Below are 17,165 nucleotides of genomic sequence, written 5' to 3' on the forward strand. Positions count from 1 at the left end.
AGCCACCCGTCACACGGACGGACGGCTGCACCGGCTGACAAGATCAGTCGCAGATCTTGCGACGGTCCTTGCGCCACACCACCGCGACCGACGGACGCGGCTGCGAGGTGCCACCGTCCGGCCAGTGCGACAGCGGGTTGTTGGCCGAGGCGCCGTCGATCTCGCCGGGGTGCTGCACGGACACCAGCACGAAGTCGTCCTCGATGACCGGGCCGCAGGCTTCGCCACCGATCGGCACGGTGAGGAACTGCTTCACGAAACCGCGGTGCCTGCCCTCGACCGGCACAGCGAAGATGCCGTCGTTGGACTTCAGGGCGTTGCCGTCGGTGGAGATCCACAGGTTGCCCCGCGAGTCGAACGCGACGTTGTCCGGGCAGGAGATCGGGCTGACCTGCCCCTTGTCGTACCCGCCGAAGTAGGTGCCGGGGTCGTTGGGGTCACCGCACACCAGCAGCAGCTTCCACGAGAACGTGGTCGCCGTGTTGTCACTGTGGCGCTCCTCGAGCTCCAACACGTGACCGTGCTTGTTGCCGAGCCGCGGGCTGACCTCGGTGGCGCCTTCCTTGCCGGGCTTGCCGCGGTCGGTGTTGTTGGTGAGCGCCGCGTAGACGCGGCGGTTCCTCAGCGACGGCTCGACGTCCTCCGGCCGGTCCATCTTCGTGGGGCTGACCTTGTCGGCGGCGAGGCGCGTGAAGATGTAGACCTCTTCGGCGGTGAAGCCGGGCACGAACGACCTGTCGTTGTGCGCCAGTGGAATCCACTGACCTGAGCCGTCGAACTCACCGTCCGACGGCAGCTTGCCGGTCCCGTCGATCTCGGAGGCCGGACTGTCACCGGTGAACTTCGCGACGTAGAGCGTGCCCGAGTCGAGCAGGCGCTTGTTGTGCTCGCGTGCGCGCTTCGAGCTACCCGGCATGTAGCACTCGTCGGTGACGAACTTGTACATGTAGTCGAAGCGCTCATCGTCACCCATGTACGCGACAACGCGACCGTTGCGAGCGACGATGACGTTCGCGCCCTCGTGCTTGAAGCGACCGAGCGCGGTGTGCTTGACCGGCGTCGACGTCGGGTCGAGTGGGTCGATCTCGACGACCCAGCCGAAGCGGTTGGCCTCGTTGGGCTCCTGCGTGAGATCGAAGCGCTTGTCGAACCGCTCCCACTTACGCGTCGATGCCGTGCCCCTGATGCCGTAACGCGCGTTGCGCGCCTTGGCGGTCGCGTCGGTCACCAGGTCGCCGTTCGCGAAGTACTGGTTGAAGTTCTCCTCGCCGGACAGGATCGTGCCCCACGGCGTGACGCCGCCCGCGCAGTTGTTCTGCGTGCCCAGCACGACCTTGCCGCTCGGGTCGGCCGACGTCTTGAGGTACTTCGAGTCGGCGGCCGGACCACGCATCTCGAACGGCGTGGTGAGCGTGATACGGCGGTTGTAGCGGCGCTTGTCCTTCGACACCACCAGCTTGCCGCTGCGGTGGTCGCGCTCGACCTGCACGACCGAAAGGCCGTGCGCGGCCCACGCGATCTTGACCTGCTCCTCGGTCGGGTTGTTCGCGTCCCAGTTCTTGAACATGAACTCTTCGGACGAGTACTCGTGGTTGCTCACCATGAGCCAGCGGTTCCAGCCGGGCAGCGGAACGAGACCGCAGAAGTCGTTGTTGTAACCGAACTGCTTCGCCTGGGCGGCGGCGGTCTGGTTGTCGAAGTCGAACTTCGGCGCGTCCGACAGCACCGCGTCGCCCCAGCGGATGACGACGTCCTGCTGGTAGCCCTTCGGCACGACGACCGCGTCGAGGGTGTTGGGCTGCACCGGCTCGAAGTTGAGTCCGTCACGGTCGCGGCCGAACTTGAGGCCGAGGTCGAGGTCGAGGTCAACGTCGACCGGAGCGGCGGCGGCGGTACCGGAGAACGCGAGCGCGCCGGCGCCCGCGGCCGCGACGACGGCGCCGGCCTTCAGTATGCCGCGGCGGCTCACGACCTCCTTGACGACGTCGCCGAAGTACGCGTTGGCCGAGGTGTTGGGAGCCTCGTGCGAACACGCGTTGCCGCAGCGGTACTGGCAGGTGACGGCCTGGCGCCCGAGCGGGTGGTTGGCCGTGAGCAGGGGCAGCAGGCGACGGCCCGGATCGGTGGGTGAGGACACGCAGGCCTCCGAGATCGGTCAGTGTGGGAACTGGCCGAACCTAAGAGCCGAACGAGTTCGCCAGCCGTCCACAAGATGAACGGCGGGCGAACTCGTACTACACCGCAACGATCACAGCACGCAGGGTGATCAACCGATTTCACCCAGCTGACGACGGCCCTTGCGCCACACCGCGACGACCGACGCACGAGGTTGCGACTTACCTCCGTCCGGCCAGTTCGAAGCCGGGTTGTCGGCACTCGCGCCGTCCACCTCGCCGGGGTGCTGCACGCACACGGTGATCACTCGCTCGCCGATCACCGGACCACACGTCTCACCACCGGCCGGCACCGTGAGGAACAGCTTCAGGTGCCCGCGTTCACGCCCGTCCAGTGGAACGCCGTACAGGCCGTCGTTCAGCCCGTTGAGCGCACCGCCCGAGTCCGTGGAGATCCACAGGTTGCCGTGGCGGTCGAACGCCACGTTGTCCGGGCTGGAGATGGGGCTGACCTTGGACTTGTCGTAGCCGCCGAAGTAGGTGTTCGGGTCCGCCGGGTCACCGCAGACGAGGAACAGGTTCCAGTTGAACGTGAGCGCGAGCGCGTCGCCGCGCCGTTCGGTCAGCTCCAGCACCTGGCCGTGCCGGTTCTTCACGCGCGGGTTCGGCTCGGTCGCACCTTCCTTGCCGGTGTTGCCGCGCTCGCTGTTGTTGCTCAGCGCGCAGTAGACCGTGCCGGTGCGCGGGTGCGTCTCGATGTCCTCGGGACGGTCCATCTTGGTCGCGCCGACCTTGTCCGCCGCGAGGCGCGTGAAGACGTACACCTCTTCCGCGGTCATACCGGGCACGAAGGACTTCGTGCCCGCCGCCAGCGGGATCCACTCGCCGGAGCCGTCGAACTTCCCGTCACTGGGCAGCTTTCCGGTGCCGTCGATCTCGGACGCCGGGCTGTCGCCCTTGAACCGCGCGACGTAGAGCGTGCCGTCGTCGAGCAGCGTCATGTTGTGACGGCGCGCCGCCTTGCTGTTGCCGCGCTTGACCTTGCCGTTCGAGATGTACTTGTAGATGTACTCGAACCGCTCGTCGTCACCGGAGTACGCGACCACCCGGCCGTCGTCGGCGACGCGCACGTTCGCGGTCTCGTGCTTGAACCGGCCGAGGTGCGTGTGCTTGACCGGGGTCGAGTCCGGGTCGTTGGGGTCGAGCTCGATCACCCAGCCGAACCTGTTGACCTCGTTGGGTTCCTGGGCGAGGTCCCAGCGCTTGTCGAAGCGCTCCCACTTGCGCGTGGTCGCCGTGCCGTTGACGCCGTACCTCGTGAGCCTCGGGTCGTTGCGGCCGGCGGCGTTGGCGAAGTACTGGTTGAAGTTCTCCTCGCCGGACAGGATCGTGCCCCACGGCGTGACGCCACCGGCGCAGTTGTTGATCGTGCCCAGGACCTTGCGGCCCGTGGGGTCCACAGAGGTTTTCAGCAGGTCGCTGCCCGCTGCCGGTCCGCGCACCTCGAACGGCGTGTGCAGGGTGATGCGGCGGTTGTACCTGCTGAACTTCGCCTTGTAATGCCCGGAGAACAGCGATCGCTTGATCATGAACACCGACAGGCCGTGCGCGGCCCAGGCGATCTTCACCTGTTCCTCGGTGGGGTTCGCGGAGTTGTAGCCGCGGAACATGAACGACTCGCTGGTGTACTCGTGGTTCGTGACCATGATCCCGGTCAGTTCCAACGGGTCCAGCGGCAGGATCGCGGCGAAGTCGCAGTTGAAGCCGAACTGCTTGGCCTGCTTCGCCGCGGTCTGGTTGTCGAAGTCGAACTCGGGGACGCCGGGGAAGAGCGGGTCGCCCCAGCGGATCACGATCCCCTGCTCGTACCCCTCGGGGACGACGACCTCGTCCTTGGTGTTGACCGCGACGGGCTTGAAGTCGAGTCCCCTGGGTGGGCGGCCCTGGGGTTCGGCGGCGGCTGCTGTTGTCGCCGGCGTGGCGATGGTGGCCGCCGCCGCGACGACCGCACCCGCCTTGAGCGCGGTGCGGCGGCTGACCAGATCGCCGAAGTAGGGGTTGTCCGAGGTGTTCGGGACCTCGTGGAAGCACGCGTCCCCGCAGCGGTACTCGCATGTCACCGCCGCTCTGCCGACGCGGTGGTTGACGAGTGGCAGAGGGATCATGGTGGTGGCCTCCTACGGTCGGTGCGGGAACCAGCACCGACCGTAGGCTTCCGTTCATGCTTTGTTAACCCACAAGTTGTTCACCCGCGAGGACAGCTTCGGACGGAACGTCCCTTGTGTCCGTCCAGTTGAGCGTCAGCAGACCGGCGGCGACGACGCAGAGGACCGCGGCGAGAACTGTGAAGAACGCGGCCGTGTAGAGCGCCGCTCCGATCGACGTGCGGAGCAGAACGGGGTTCCGGAGGGCCTTCAGCGGGTCGAGCAGGCTGATCCCCATGAAAAGGTACCGTTCACCACGTGGATGCGGTGATCTTCGACCTCGACGGCGTGCTGATCGACTCAGAGCAGGTGTGGGACGAGGTGCGCCAGTCCTTCGCCGCCGCTCACGGCGGGGTGTGGACCGCCGAGGCGACCCGCGCCATGCAGGGGATGTCGACGCCGGAGTGGGCCGAGTACCTCGTGTCGGCCGTCGGCGTCCGGCTCTCGCCCGCCGAGGCGTCCGCCGGCGTGATCGCCGAGATGAAGAAGGCCTACGCCGCGCACCTGCCGCTGATCCCGGGCGCCACCGAGACGGTACGTCTCGTCTCGTCGCGCTACCCGGTGGCCATCGCGTCGTCGGCGCCCGCGGTGCTGATCAAGGTGTTCCTGGAGGTGACCGGCCTGCCGGTGCCTGTCGCGGTGTCGTCGGAAGAGTGCGCCGCGGGCAAGCCGTCACCGGACGTGTACCTGCTGGCGGCTTCGCGACTCGGGTTCGCAGCGTCTTCTTGCTACGCCGTCGAGGATTCGACCAACGGCCTGAAGGCGGCCCTGGCAGCGGGCATGACCGTGCTCGCCGTGCCGAACCCGCACTTCCCGCCCGCCGAGGACGTGCTGGCTCAGGTGCGGGTGCTGTCCTCGATCACCGACCTGCCGGACGCGCTGGCGTAGCTGATCGCGGCCATGCCGATCGCAATGCAGGCGCAGGCGATGACGCCCTTCGGCCAGTAGATGTGGCTGCTGAGGAACAGGTAGCTGCCCAGCAGCAGGAACACAGCGCCTGGGATCGCCTTGAGGTGATGCTTGAGCAGCGCGCACACCACGATCGCAGCGCTGGCCGCGAAAAAGCACCACGCGCCAACGGTTCCGAGCTGGTTGCCGATCTTGAACAGCGGCTCGTCGGCACTGGTGCGACCGCCGTTGGCCAGCGTCATCGCCCCGCCGCCGATACCCGCCAGCGCGTCCAGCGCGCCGTAGAAGACGACGTAGCCGAAGGTCGCGGCGCGGGCTGGGTAGCGGACGTACCTGGGGGCGTCGGCCAGCAGGACCCATTGCGCGGCACCGAGAAGCGGGAAGATCACCGCCAGGATGATGTGCATGTCCTGCCACCACTGCGCGGTCGACGCGTCCAGGTGGTGCGGGTGGGTCAGGCCGATGCCGGCGAGGACCAGGCCGGGGAGGGCGACGAGCAGCGTGCGCACCGGCCGAACCTAGCGGTGATCACTGCTTTCCCAGCTAGACTCGCCCACTTTCAGGCGATTCGGCCGAGCAGGTCGAACCTGTGTTCGATAGGATGTGGCAGTGGTGAACCGGCGTGAACAGGCAGCGCTCCTGCTCGCACTTCGCGACAGCGAGCGCGGCTGGGCCGACGTCACGAGCGCCGTGGAGGACGCGGGCTCCGCCCTGTCCGTGCTGGAGTCACTGCTCACGCCCGCCCAGCCGACGCTGGACCACGTCGCTCCCGACGTGACCGGCCGACTGGAACTGGCCGAGAAGGAGATCGCGTCCTGGGCGGACGAGGGCATCCACCTCGTCACCGTGCTCGACGAGGAGTACCCGGTCCAGTTGCTCATGGTGCACCAGCGCCCGCCTTTCCTGACGTGCAAGGGCTTCCTGGACCCCGCTGACCAGTTCGGCGTCGCGGTCGTCGGCAGCAGGCACGCGAGCGCGCGAGGACTCCGGATCACGCGCGAGATCGCGACAACGCTGACCAAGCACGACATCACCGTCTTCAGCGGCCTGGCCGCAGGCGTCGACACGGCCGCGCACCGTGCCGTCGTGGATGCCGGAGGCCGAACTGTCTCCGTGGTCGGCACGGGTCTGCGTCGCTGCTACCCGGCGGAGAACGCGGACCTCCAGCAGGAGATCGCCAGGACAGGTGCGGTGCTGTCCCAGTTCTGGCCGGACGCGGGTCCCGCCAAGCACCACTTCCCGATGCGCAACGCCGTCATGAGCGGCTGCAGTGTCGCGACCGTCGTCGTGGAAGCGGGCGAACACAGCGGCACCCGCATCCAGGCACGGCTCGCGCTGGAGCACGGCCGACATGTCTTCCTGCTGCCCGAGGTCGTGTCCGGCACGACGTGGGGCCGTGAGATGTCCGAACGACCGAACACGACTGTCCTGGAAGATCCCGACCACCTGCTGCGCGTGCTGGACGAGCTGCACGCCGGAGTCCCGGACCTGATCGACCTCTGACGTGAGCCCGCTCAGCCGCATCTCCGAGAGCTACCTCAACATCCTCGTTCCGCCACCAGTACGTGGGCCGGACGTGTGCGAGGTCTGCCGCAGGGCTACCGGAGGATTTCGCCGGTGCTGGCAGTGCAACCAGCACTTCCAGTCCCACGGCGCCGAGTTGGCCGACGAGGTCCTGCCGATCTCGATGGCGGTGGAAGGCAGTCAGCTGGTCCACGTGCTGGGCAACTACAAGAACAGCAGGTTCCCAGGCGTGCGGAAGCAGTTCACCAACGAACTCGCCGGCGTCCTCGCGACCTTCCTGGCCAGACACCGACGCTGCCCCGGCGAGTTCGACCTCGTGACGGTCGTACCGAGCACGAGGCAACGGGCAGACGGCCATCCGCTCGTCGACATCCTCGGACGACGTCTCGGCGTCACCCGCGCTCACTTCGCCCAGGTGCTCAGCACTTCTGGCGGCAACAGCCGGCTGCTGCGTCCGGACGAGTACGTCGTTCACTCCGAGGTCGAAGGCAGGCGGGTCCTGGTGATCGACGACCAGTGGACGTCGGGAGCCAGCCTCCAGTCGTCAGCCATCGCCCTCAAACGCGCAGGAGCAGCACGAGTCGCCGGACTCGTGATCGGCCGACGAGTCGATGCGGGATCGCCCGGCACGTTCGACTGGGACGACTGCGTTGTCTGTCAGCGCGCCTGATGCCTAGCGTGGCCCCCATGACGCAACGAGTTGCCGTGGTCACGGGCACGGCGCAGGGCATGGGGCTGCGGATCGCCGACGTGCTGCGCGAGGACGGGTTCGCCGTCGTCGGCTTCGACCTGCAGGAGAGCAAGGACGGGATCGTCGGCAACGTGGCGAGCGCCGCGGACGTCCAGCGCCTGACCGAGCACGTCCAAGCCACCTACGGCCGGGTGGACGTGTTGGTCAACAACGCGGGGATCGCCGGCATCGTGCCGTTCGAGGACACGAGCCTGGAGCAGTGGGAACGGATCATGGCGGTCAACCTGACCGGGCCGTTCCTGCTGACGCAGGCGCTGGGAAGGATCATGCTCGACCAGGGCAGCGGCAGCGTCGTCAACATCGCGTCCGTCGCCGGGCTGCAAGGGGTGGCGGACCGGGCCGCGTACAACACGACGAAGCACGGGCTGATCGGGTTGACGCGCACGCTCGCCGTGGAGTGGGGCGGGCGGGGGATCAGGGTCAACGCCGTGTGTCCCGGGTGGGTCAAGACGGAGATGGACGTCGAGTCGCAGGCCGGCGGGTACTACGTCGATGAGGACATCACGGACCACGTGCCCATGAACCGGTTCGCGGCGCCCGATGACATCGCGCAGGCCGTGCGGTTCCTGGCTGGCGACAACTCCAGGTACATCAACGGCGTCGCGCTGCCCGTCGACGGCGGGTGGACCGCGGACGGCAGCTGGCAGAAGCTGCGGCTCTCGAAGCGGTGAAGGGAAAGGCCGCTCTCACGAGGAGAGCGGCCCTTCACTGCATCAGATCTCGCCGCGAATGAACTTCTCGACGGCCTCGTGCGCCTCGGAGTCCGAGTACTGCACGGGCGGGGACTTCATGAAGTACGACGACGCCGAGAGGATCGGGCCGCCGATACCCCGGTCGAGGGCGATCTTCGCCGCGCGTACCGCGTCGATGATGATGCCCGCGGAGTTCGGGGAGTCCCAGACCTCCAGCTTGTACTCGAGGTTCAGCGGCACGTCGCCGAAGGCGCGGCCTTCCAGGCGCACGTAGGCCCACTTGCGGTCGTCGAGCCACGCCACGTAGTCCGACGGTCCGATGTGGACGTTGCGCTTGCCCATCTCGCGGTCCACCTGGGACGTGACGGCCTGGGTCTTGGAGACCTTCTTGGACTCCAGGCGCTCCAGTTCCTTCATGTTCAGGAAGTCCATGTTGCCGCCCACGTTCAGCTGCATGGTGCGGTCGAGCTGGACGCCGCGGTCCTCGAACAGCTTCGCCAGCACGCGGTGCGTGATGGTGGCGCCGACCTGGGACTTGATGTCGTCACCGACGATCGGGACGCCGGCCGCGCGGAACTTCTCCGCCCACTCCGGGTCCGACGCGATGAAGACGGGCAGGGCGTTGACGAACGCCACACCGGCGTCGATGGCGCACTGGGCGTAGAAGCGGTCCGCGTCCTCGGAACCCACGGGCAGGTACGAGACCAGCACGTCGGCCTCGGCCTCGCGCAACGCCGCGACGACGTCGACCGGCTCGAAGTCGGACTCCTCGATCGTCTCCCGGTAGAACTTCCCGAGGCCGTCGTAGGTGTGCCCGCGCTGCACGACGACGCCGAGCGGCGGCACGTCCGCGATCTTGATCGTGTTGTTCTCGCTGGCCCCGATGGCCTCGGCGAGGTCGACCCCGACCTTCTTCGCGTCCACGTCGAACGCGGCGACGAACTCGACATCGCGCACGTGGTAGTCACCGAACTGCACGTGCATGAGACCGGGCACGCGGGTGCTCGGGTCGGCGTCCCGGTAGTAGTGGACGCCCTGCACCAGCGACGCCGCGCAGTTACCAACCCCGACGATGGCCACTCGAACGGTGCGGCGGTTTTCGCCCATTGCCGAGTCCTCCTTGATCAACAGTGAAGTGCTACTCGTCCTGCTCGGACTTCTCGTGCGCGATGAGCTCGTTGAGCCACCGCACCTCGCGCTCCGTGCTTTCCAGGCCTTGGCTGTGCAGCTCACGGGTGTAGCGGTCGATCTGCTCACCCGTGCGCGTGAGCCGCTCGCGAAGCCCTTCCCTGCGTTCTTCGACACACCGCCGGCGGCCCTCCAGGATGCGCATCCTGACGTCGGCCGGCGTGCGCGAGAAGAACGCCAGGTGGACTCCGAACGAGTCGTCGTCCCAGGTCTGCGGACCCGCGTTGGCCAGGAGATCGGCGAACCGCTCCTTGCCCTCCGGCGTCAGCTTGTAGACCTTGCGCGCCCGACGTCCCCAAGAAAGAGCCGATTCCTCCGGCCCCTCCTCCACGATCAGGCCCGCACGTTGGAGCCGCCGCAATGTTGGGTACAGCGACCCGTAGGAGAACGCGCGAAACGCTCCGAGCAGGTCATGCAAACGCTTGCGCAGCTCGTAGCCGTGCATGGGCGCCTCGTGCAGCAGGCCGAGCAGCGCGAACTCGAACACGAGTCACCTCCTCGCACCTGCACCGATAGGTGAGGTGAGTATATCGGCTCGATACATCGATGGCTCCTTGTAACTGTGGGATGTGGCACACCGTGATACCGCGTCGGGGCCCGCTGCCCTGAACGGCCCATCATCGAAAAGCGCCCGGCACGTACTCTGGTCACGTGTTGACCCAACGGCAGGTGGTGGACTACTCGCTGCAGCGGCGTGCGCTGCTGGCGGAGGTCTATGCCGGTCGCACGGGCACCATGGAGGTCTGCGACGCGAACCCGTACCTGCTGCGAGCTGCGAAGTTCCACGGGACGGCGACCGACGTGCCCTGCCCGGTGTGCCGCAAGGAACCGCTCACGCACGTGTCATGGGTCTACGGTGACGAGCTCAAGCACGCGGCCGGCTCAGCGCGGACTCCTGAAGAACTGGTGAAGATGGCGAACCTCTTCGACGAGTTCTCCGTGTACCTAGTTGAAGTTTGTCGCACGTGCAGTTGGAACCACCTTGTGCAGTCATACGTCCTGGGGAAGCGTGGGCTGGAAAAGCCACGCAGGAGGACTGCGGCTGAATGATCCACAGGTGACACTGCTCCGAATGAAGTACGACCACCGAACCGTGTGCTGTTGCACGCCGGTCTGGGAGGCCTTTTCACGTGAACGACCAGCATGATGACCGGCAGCGCGGAGGCGAGCCGCAGTGGCCGACCGGGGACGACCCGGACGGCGGCGGCGCGAGGCGCGATGTCCCGAATCAGCCACGTCCGGGTACCCCGCCCGGTGGTTTCGCGCGCCCTCCTCAGGGTGGCACGCCACCTGGTGGTTTCCCACAGCAGCAGCCCCCACGCCGCCCGAACGGACCAGGCGGTCCGCAGGGTGGGCCTGGCGGACCGCAGGGTGGGCCAGGACGTCCGCAGGGCCCCATGAGCGGTCCCGGTGGGCCCCAGGGCGGTCCCGGTGGTCCGGGCAACCGTCCTCCGACGCCTCCCGGCGGCATGCCCATCGCCCCGCCTCCCGGCGCCCGTCGCCCCGGTGGACCGGCCGGCCCCGGTGGACCGCAGGGTGGCCCTGGCGGCCCCGGCCGTCCCGGCGTGCCCCCGCGCGGCCCCGGTGAAGATCGCACCACGCAGATGCCGCCGGTCAACCGGCCCACGCAGCGCGAGCCCGAACTCATCACCCACCGCGAGCCTGACGACGAGTTCCTCATGGCCGGTGTCGGCGACGATTACGACGAGTACGAGTACGACGACGAGCCGGAGCTCACCGAAGAGGAGGAGCGTCGTCTGCGTAAGAAGAAGATCTGGAAGCGCGTCCGGATCGCCGCTTTCGTCTCGATCGGCCTGATGATCCTGGGCCCGGTGATCGCCATCGCGGTCGCGTACCCGCTCGTCGACTGGCCCCGGCCGAGCGACATCGCGGCAGATCAGGACAAGACGATCACCCTGCTCTACTCGGACGGCACCGAGATGGGCAAGATCACCTCACCCGGTCAGAACCGCACGCTGCTCACCTACGACGAGCTCCCGGACACCGTCAAGAACGCGGTCATGGCGGCGGAGGACGCGGACTTCTTCGACAACCCCGGCTTCGACGTCAAGGCCATCGCCCGCGCCGTCTGGATCCAGGCGACCGGCGGCAGCTCCGGTGGTTCCGGTCTGACGCAGCAGTACATCAAGAAGGCGACCGGCAACGAGGAAGCGACGCTGACTCGTAAGTTCACCGAGCTCGTCAAGGCCTACAAGATGAGCAACGAGTCGGACCACCCGACGATCCTCACCGCGTACATGAACACGGTGTACTTCGGTCGTGGCGCGAACGGCATGAAGGCCGCGGCGCAGGTCTACTACGACAAGGAGATGAAGGCCCTCACTCCTTCCGAGGCCGCTTTCATCGCAGGCATGATCCAGATCCCCTCCTGGTCCGAGGACGAGGTGCACGCGAAGAAGCGCTGGGAATTCGTGATGAAGCAGATGCTTCAGAAGGGATGGATCAGCCAGGCCGACTACGACGCCCGCCAGTACCCGACGCCGCTGCCGTTCGAGCAGACGCAGCCCGCGAGCCTCGATGGCCCGCTCGCCCGCGTGAGCCAGCAGGTCCAGAACGAGATCGACAGTGAGCTCGTCGGCCTCACGATGGAGAAGGCGCAGAAGGTCGGCGTCACCGTCACCACGACGATCGACCCGAAGATGCAGCAGGCCGCGCTCGACGCCGTGAACTCGGTGATGGCAGGCCAGGACCCGGAGCTGCGCACCTCGCTCAGCGCGATCGAGCCGCAGTCCGGCGCCGTCAGGGCCTACTACCCGGGCAAGGACGGCCTCAAGGGCATCGACTACGCCAAGGGCACGATCCAGGAGGCCGGCTCGTCGTTCAAGCCGTTCGACCTGGTGGCCGCCCTGAAGATGGGCAAGGGCATCGGCGACACCTACGACGCCACCCCGCGGAAAATCGCCGGCGTCGAGATCCGCAACGCGAGCAACACCCAGTGCGGCAAGCAGTGCACGATCAAGCAGGCCATGAAGGAGTCCCTCAACACCGTGTTCTACGACATGGTGGCGAACGACACCGGCCCCAAGGCCGTGGCGGAGGCGGCACACGCGGCCGGCATCCCGAAGGTCGTCCGGGTCGGCGGCCAGGACAAGCAGACATTGGTCGGTGAAGGTGGCGGCGCACCGAACGCCGGTATCTCGATCGGCGCCGACAACGCCCAGGTGCGGCCGTTCGACATGGCCTCGGCCTTCGCGACGTTCGCGGCCCGCGGCGTGTACCGGGCTCCGTTCTTCGTCACGAAGATCGTGGGCCCCACCGGTGACGTCCTCTACCAGCACGTCGACCAGCCGGTGCCGGCGTTCGACCCGGTCGAGACGAAGAGCCGCGACATCGCGGACAACGTCACTGAGACGCTGAAGGACATCCCGTCAGGGCCGATCGCGTGCGCCGGCGGCCGCCCGTGCGCCGGCAAGACCGGTACCCACGAGCTCGCGGGCAGCCTCGACCAGAACTCGAAGGCCTGGATGGTCGGCTACACGCCGCAGTTGTCCGCCTCCGTGTGGGTCGGCAAGGACCAGGGCAACGTGGCCATCAAGGACAAGAGCGGCAAGGCCGTCTTCGGCTCCGGCCTGCCCGGCCTGATGTGGAAGAAGTTCATGGACGGGGCACTCGCGGGCGCACAGAAGGAAGCGTTCCCGAAGCCGGTCCCGCTGGGCAACTTCAACCCGCCGCGCAAGTCCGACCCGCCGTCGACCCCGGCCAGCAGCACCAACCCGTCGACCAACAACCCGCCGTCGCAGACCTCGGCATCGACCAAGCCGTCGCAGACGAAGCCCCCGAACCCCGGTTGCATCCCGGGCATCAACTGCCCCGATCCGTCCGATGATCCCGATCCGTCGACCAGCGGCCGCCCCAGGGGCGGCAGTCCAGGAGACGGCTGACTCGTGAAGGAGCCCGGTGCACACGCACCGGGCTCCTTCGCTTTGTGCGGTACCTGGGATGTTGACCACGGCGAAACGGTCGGTCACCCGTGAAGAACGCGTCGCACCCACGTGGGCCGAGTCCCTCGCCTGGGGCCTGAGCAGACCGTACGGCGAGCACGCGGGCCCGAGCAACGACCCCGAGAACCCGAACACCGGGCCGCAATCCGAGTGGCGGCTAAAGATCGACAACCAGAGCGCTTGACTCAGCACTGGGCAACCGCTTCAATCGATATGCGTGGGGGTGGGGACCCGCTACGGCGCAGATGTCCACTGGGGGCGTCTCGAAGAGCAACTCGCTGAGTTTCAGCAATCATTCTTTATCGTTTTCCAAAACGATCGTACTTCTGTTCACATCACGACGCCTGCGTCAACCCGCAGGCCGCTCTTTCCTGCCCGAAGACAAGGACAGGAACACGATGAATCCACACTTTCTGGGAGAACTGCGAAGAAGGCTGTATTCGCACTGCTCGGATGCACGCTCATGTTCGGGTCCTCGACGCCGGCCAGCGCCGGACCCGCCGACGACTTTTGCATCAGCGTGACCACCACGGACGCTGGTCAGGCAGCGAAGGTTACATGCGACTTCAAGCCCGACACCGTCAAGCTCAAGGCAGCGAAGGCCGAAGCGGTTGCGGCAGGCGCAGAGGGCCTGATGACTTGGTACGACAACGCCGGATACAACACCGCTGCAGGTTGGCACGCGTGGTACGGCTACGCTGGTCCCTGTGACGTCGACGGTTACAGGACGTACATGAATGGCGACCAATTTCAGTGGCGTAACAGGATCTCGTCCTGGCGGGTTTGGTCACCCTGCCACACGACTGTTGCCTGGGACGTGTCTGGCGACGATTCCAGCGGGTCGTGGCGAGTCAATGGCGACGTTTGGTACACCGGCGACTTGTTTAACGATAGAATTGAGATGTTCCGCGTCTCCGTTGCTCGCTAGTCGCAGCCTGGCAATTTCTCACACCTAGATGCCGCCTTGTGGTCACACGAAGCATGTGCGGCCACAAGCCCGGTGGTATACGCACGACAATTGAGCAATTAAAGAAAAGCATTCAGAAGATAGACCAGAGATCAGCTTTGCATACAACAGTGCTCACACTCCTGCCGGGAATGACTACGGTCGCCGCACTCAGACCTGCACTGAACGTCGAGGGCAAACGGACCAAACACCAAACCACGACCGGTCACGCAGCAGCAACGGGCGGACGTTCCCGAGCATAACTGGCAGCAGCCAAAGACAACTACAGACCGATTGACCACGGCGAAACGGTCTTGGCCGTAACATCCGCCCCGTGCCCAGCAGCCCTGCCGAGCGTCCCGCCGAGGCCTCCGAGACGGACCTCGCCGAGGAAACCGACTCGCTCACCCGTGAAGAACGCGTCGCACCCACGTGGACCGAGTCCCTCGCCCGCGGCCTGAGCAGACCGTTCGGCGGTCCGCTCGGCGAGCACGCGCAGGTCGGCCGGAACTACTTCTGGACGGCGCTGCGGGTGGTCCTGATGCTCGCCGTGGTCACGTTGCTGCTGGGATGGGTGCAGAAGTCGCCGTGCATCCAGCAGTACACGGATGACAAGGGCGTCGTGCAGCTCGACTGGCGGGGCAGCAAGCAGTTCACCGCGCTCTGCTACTCCGACACGGTGCCGCTCTACACCGCGGAACGGCTCGACCAACGCGGTTCCTTCCCGTACATCACGTCGTGGAAGGACGACGAGGGCAAGCCGACCGAGCAGGTCCGGTACATGGAGTACCCCGTGGTCACCGGCGTGTTCATGTGGCTCAACGCGCGTGTGGCGCAGGGGCTCGTGGCGCTCGTGCCGGGGCTGCCGATGACGGTGATCGTGTTCTTCAACGTCACGGCGTTCTGGCTGGCCGTGGCGTGGCTGGTGACGGTGTTCTCGGTCGCCCGGATCGCGCGGCGCAGGACGTGGGACGCGGCGATCGTGGCTGTGTCACCGCTGGTCATCGTTCATGCGTTCACCAACTTCGACACGATCGCGACGGCGTTCGCGACGGCGGGCCTGCTGGCGTGGGCGCGGAAGAAGCCCGTGCTCGCAGGGGTGTTGCTGGGGCTCGGTGGTGCGGCGAAGCTCTATCCGTTGTTCCTGCTCGGGCCGTTGCTGTTGTTGTGCTGGCGGTCCAAGAGGATCAAGGTCGGCCTCACCACCACGGCCGCGGCCATAGGCGCGTGGGCGCTCGTCAACGCGCCGATCGCATTGAACCCGGCTTCGCAGACGGGGTGGCGTGAGTTCTTCCGCCTCAACACCGAACGCAACGCGGACCCGGACACGCTCTACAACGTGCTCGTGCAGTGGACGGGGTGGCAGGGCTTCGACCCCGGGCTGACGCAGGGACAACCACCGACGGTCCTCAACACGGTCAGCATGGTGCTGTTCCTCGTCTGTTGCGCCGGCATCGCCTACGTGGCCCTCTCGGCACCGACGAGGCCACGGCTCGCGCAGCTCGGGTTCCTGGTCGTGGCGGCGTTCCTGCTGACGAACAAGGTGTGGAGCCCTCAGTACTCGCTGTGGCTGGTGCCGCTGGCCGTGCTGGCGTTGCCGCGCTGGAAGCTGCTGCTGGCGTGGATGACGGTCGACGCGCTGGTGTGGGTGCCGCGCATGTACTTCTACCTCGGCACGGACAACAAGGGCCTGCCGATCGACTGGTTCCTCGGCGCCGTGCTGTTGCGTGACGCTGCCGTCGTCGGGCTGTGCGTGATGATCCTCAAGGAGATCTACCACCCGGAGCGCGATCTCGTGCGGCTGGCGGGCGACGACCCGCTGGCGGGCGTGCTGGCCGACGCGCCGGACCGGCCGCTCGTCACACCCGCACGAGGCGCGCCATCGCACCGAATGCGTTCCCGTTCGGATGCAGGTGATCACCGGAGTCGAACTCCGGACGCAGTCTGAGCGGATCGGCGGGGTCGCGCACGGCCTCGTCGAAGTCGATGGCATCGCGGAAGGTGGCGCGGATCCACGCGTTCACCTTCTGGCGCTGCTGTTCCTTCTCCTCGGTCCACGCGTGCCAGCCGCGCCACGGCGTGATGGTGCCGACGTGGAACTCCACGCCCTCGTTGCGGCATCGCAGCTGAACGGTGCGGATGCCCGCGATGACCTCCTCGGCGCTGACGCCGCTCTGGATGTCGTTGATGCCGCCTAGCAGCACGACCTTGCGGACCTCGTTGCTGAACAGGACGTCCCGGTACACGCGCGTGATCATCGGTGCGTTGCCCAGCACCACGCCGTTGCCGCTGATGCCCGCGTTCAGGACCGCGTAGTCGCTCTGCACCAACGACGGCCAGGTGTTCTCGTGGAACCCCTCGGTGATCGAGTCGCCGAACATCACGACCGCACCCGGCGCGGTGAAGCCCGCGACCTCGACGGCCGAGACGAGGCAGATCTGGTCGCGCGTGGACGTGATCGTGCGATGCGCGCGGGCCTGGCAAGGCGTGCCGGCCGGGGCGTACGTGCTGATCTCCAGCGTCTTGGTGACGTCGAGCCGCACGGCGTCGCTGTAGACCTCGGCGCGGGCCCTGATCGTGACACCTTCGGACCTGTCGAACGTGAGTCGCCGCGTCTCGCCGTTCGCGGTGACGGTGACCTGCTCGACGCGGACCGGCTTGATGCCCATCAGGTTCGACAGGCGCACCCGGACCGAGGTGCCGCCCGCCGCGAGGTCGACCGTCGTGCGCACGCTCTGGTCCGGCACCGAACCCGACAACGTAGGCACGGCCTGCCACACGGGCAGCCAGCGGATCACCTCCGAGCGCACGGGCACGCCGGAGGCACCGCAGGCCAGCAGCAACGCCAGCACGATGATCACCCTCACGGGTGAAG

16 protein-coding genes are annotated in these 17,165 nt (G+C 67.0%); 9 read left to right on the plus strand and 7 right to left on the minus strand.

What is annotated here, in order from left to right; translation table 11 throughout:
* Nucleotides 1–43: 43 nt before the first annotated feature.
* From IG04_RS0130240 to IG04_RS0130250, 3 genes are all read right to left on the minus strand, one after another.
* A complete protein-coding gene (locus IG04_RS0130240; RefSeq protein ID WP_030480144.1) occupies nt 44–2,137 on the minus strand; it encodes a PhoX family protein in 2,094 nt (697 codons plus the stop codon).
* A gap of 129 nt (nt 2,138–2,266) precedes the next feature.
* Nucleotides 2,267–4,279: a PhoX family protein gene (locus IG04_RS0130245; protein WP_030480145.1), complete on the minus strand. Its 2,013-nt coding sequence runs from the start codon at nt 4,277–4,279 to the stop codon at nt 2,267–2,269.
* 64 nt (nt 4,280–4,343) lie between these two features.
* Nucleotides 4,344–4,556 (minus strand): hypothetical protein, encoded by a 213-nt coding sequence (locus IG04_RS0130250; protein ID WP_030480146.1) that lies wholly within the window; start codon nt 4,554–4,556, stop codon nt 4,344–4,346.
* 20 nt (nt 4,557–4,576) lie between these two features.
* Here IG04_RS0130250 and IG04_RS0130255 point away from each other — a divergent pair, with 20 nt between their 5' ends.
* Nucleotides 4,577–5,206: an HAD family hydrolase gene (locus IG04_RS0130255; protein ID WP_030480147.1), complete on the plus strand. Its 630-nt coding sequence runs from the start codon at nt 4,577–4,579 to the stop codon at nt 5,204–5,206.
* On the opposite strand, the gene IG04_RS0130260 is transcribed toward IG04_RS0130255, so the two are convergent.
* Nucleotides 5,155–5,736, minus strand: a complete 582-nt coding sequence (locus IG04_RS0130260; RefSeq protein ID WP_051770968.1) for a hypothetical protein — start codon at nt 5,734–5,736, stop codon at nt 5,155–5,157. The two genes, IG04_RS0130255 and IG04_RS0130260, sit on opposite strands and share 52 nt — an antisense overlap.
* A 100-nt stretch (nt 5,737–5,836) precedes the next feature.
* Here IG04_RS0130260 and IG04_RS0130265 point away from each other — a divergent pair, with 100 nt between their 5' ends.
* Genes IG04_RS0130265 through IG04_RS0130275 form a run of 3 tightly spaced genes read left to right on the plus strand, consistent with a single transcriptional unit; the run spans nt 5,837 to nt 8,173 of the window.
* The gene (locus IG04_RS0130265) at nt 5,837–6,730 is read left to right on the plus strand and encodes a DNA-processing protein DprA (protein ID WP_036016277.1); all 894 of its coding nucleotides are present in this window, start codon (nt 5,837–5,839) and stop codon (nt 6,728–6,730) included.
* Between the two features lies 1 nt (nt 6,731).
* The gene (locus IG04_RS0130270; protein ID WP_051770970.1) at nt 6,732–7,421 is read left to right on the plus strand and encodes a ComF family protein; all 690 of its coding nucleotides are present in this window, start codon (nt 6,732–6,734) and stop codon (nt 7,419–7,421) included.
* Nucleotides 7,422–7,438: 17 nt separating this feature from the next.
* Nucleotides 7,439–8,173 carry an SDR family NAD(P)-dependent oxidoreductase gene (locus tag IG04_RS0130275; RefSeq protein WP_030480151.1) on the plus strand — a complete coding sequence of 245 codons (735 nt, stop codon included), beginning with the start codon at nt 7,439–7,441 and terminating at the stop codon, nt 8,171–8,173.
* A gap of 42 nt (nt 8,174–8,215) precedes the next feature.
* Here the strand turns inward: IG04_RS0130275 and IG04_RS0130280 are convergent, their stop codons facing one another.
* Nucleotides 8,216–9,301, minus strand: a complete 1,086-nt coding sequence (locus IG04_RS0130280) for an inositol-3-phosphate synthase (RefSeq protein ID WP_030480152.1) — start codon at nt 9,299–9,301, stop codon at nt 8,216–8,218.
* Nucleotides 9,302–9,332: 31 nt separating this feature from the next.
* Nucleotides 9,333–9,869 carry a PadR family transcriptional regulator gene (locus IG04_RS0130285; protein ID WP_030480153.1) on the minus strand — a complete coding sequence of 179 codons (537 nt, stop codon included), beginning with the start codon at nt 9,867–9,869 and terminating at the stop codon, nt 9,333–9,335.
* Between the two features lie 164 nt (nt 9,870–10,033).
* On the opposite strand from IG04_RS0130285, the gene IG04_RS0130290 reads away from it, so the two are divergent.
* The 5 genes from IG04_RS0130290 (at nt 10,034) to IG04_RS0130310 (ending at nt 16,238) form a co-directional block, all read left to right on the plus strand.
* A complete protein-coding gene (locus tag IG04_RS0130290; RefSeq protein WP_030480154.1) occupies nt 10,034–10,432 on the plus strand; it encodes a DUF5318 domain-containing protein in 399 nt (132 codons plus the stop codon).
* 347 nt (nt 10,433–10,779) lie between these two features.
* Entirely contained in the window at nt 10,780–13,284 is a 2,505-nt protein-coding gene (locus IG04_RS43030; RefSeq protein ID WP_157513021.1) for a transglycosylase domain-containing protein, read from the plus strand.
* A gap of 58 nt (nt 13,285–13,342) precedes the next feature.
* On the plus strand, nt 13,343–13,528 hold the full coding sequence (locus tag IG04_RS0130300) for a hypothetical protein (RefSeq protein ID WP_030480156.1): 186 nt from the start codon (nt 13,343–13,345) through the stop codon (nt 13,526–13,528).
* 33 nt (nt 13,529–13,561) lie between these two features.
* Nucleotides 13,562–14,272 (plus strand): hypothetical protein, encoded by a 711-nt coding sequence (locus tag IG04_RS0130305; RefSeq protein ID WP_144065421.1) that lies wholly within the window; start codon nt 13,562–13,564, stop codon nt 14,270–14,272.
* A 352-nt stretch (nt 14,273–14,624) separates the two neighbouring features.
* Complete coding sequence (locus IG04_RS0130310; RefSeq protein ID WP_030480158.1) at nt 14,625–16,238, plus strand: glycosyltransferase family 87 protein; 1,614 nt, start codon at nt 14,625–14,627, stop codon at nt 16,236–16,238.
* Here the strand turns inward: IG04_RS0130310 and IG04_RS0130315 are convergent.
* Nucleotides 16,150–17,157: a GDSL-type esterase/lipase family protein gene (locus tag IG04_RS0130315; RefSeq protein WP_144065422.1), complete on the minus strand. Its 1,008-nt coding sequence runs from the start codon at nt 17,155–17,157 to the stop codon at nt 16,150–16,152. The two genes, IG04_RS0130310 and IG04_RS0130315, sit on opposite strands and share 89 nt — an antisense overlap.
* Between the last annotated feature and the right edge of the window lie 8 nt (nt 17,158–17,165).

Source organism: Lentzea albidocapillata (genome assembly GCF_000719115.1).
In the GTDB taxonomy this organism is placed as follows: Bacteria; Actinomycetota; Actinomycetes; order Mycobacteriales; family Pseudonocardiaceae; genus Lentzea; species Lentzea albidocapillata.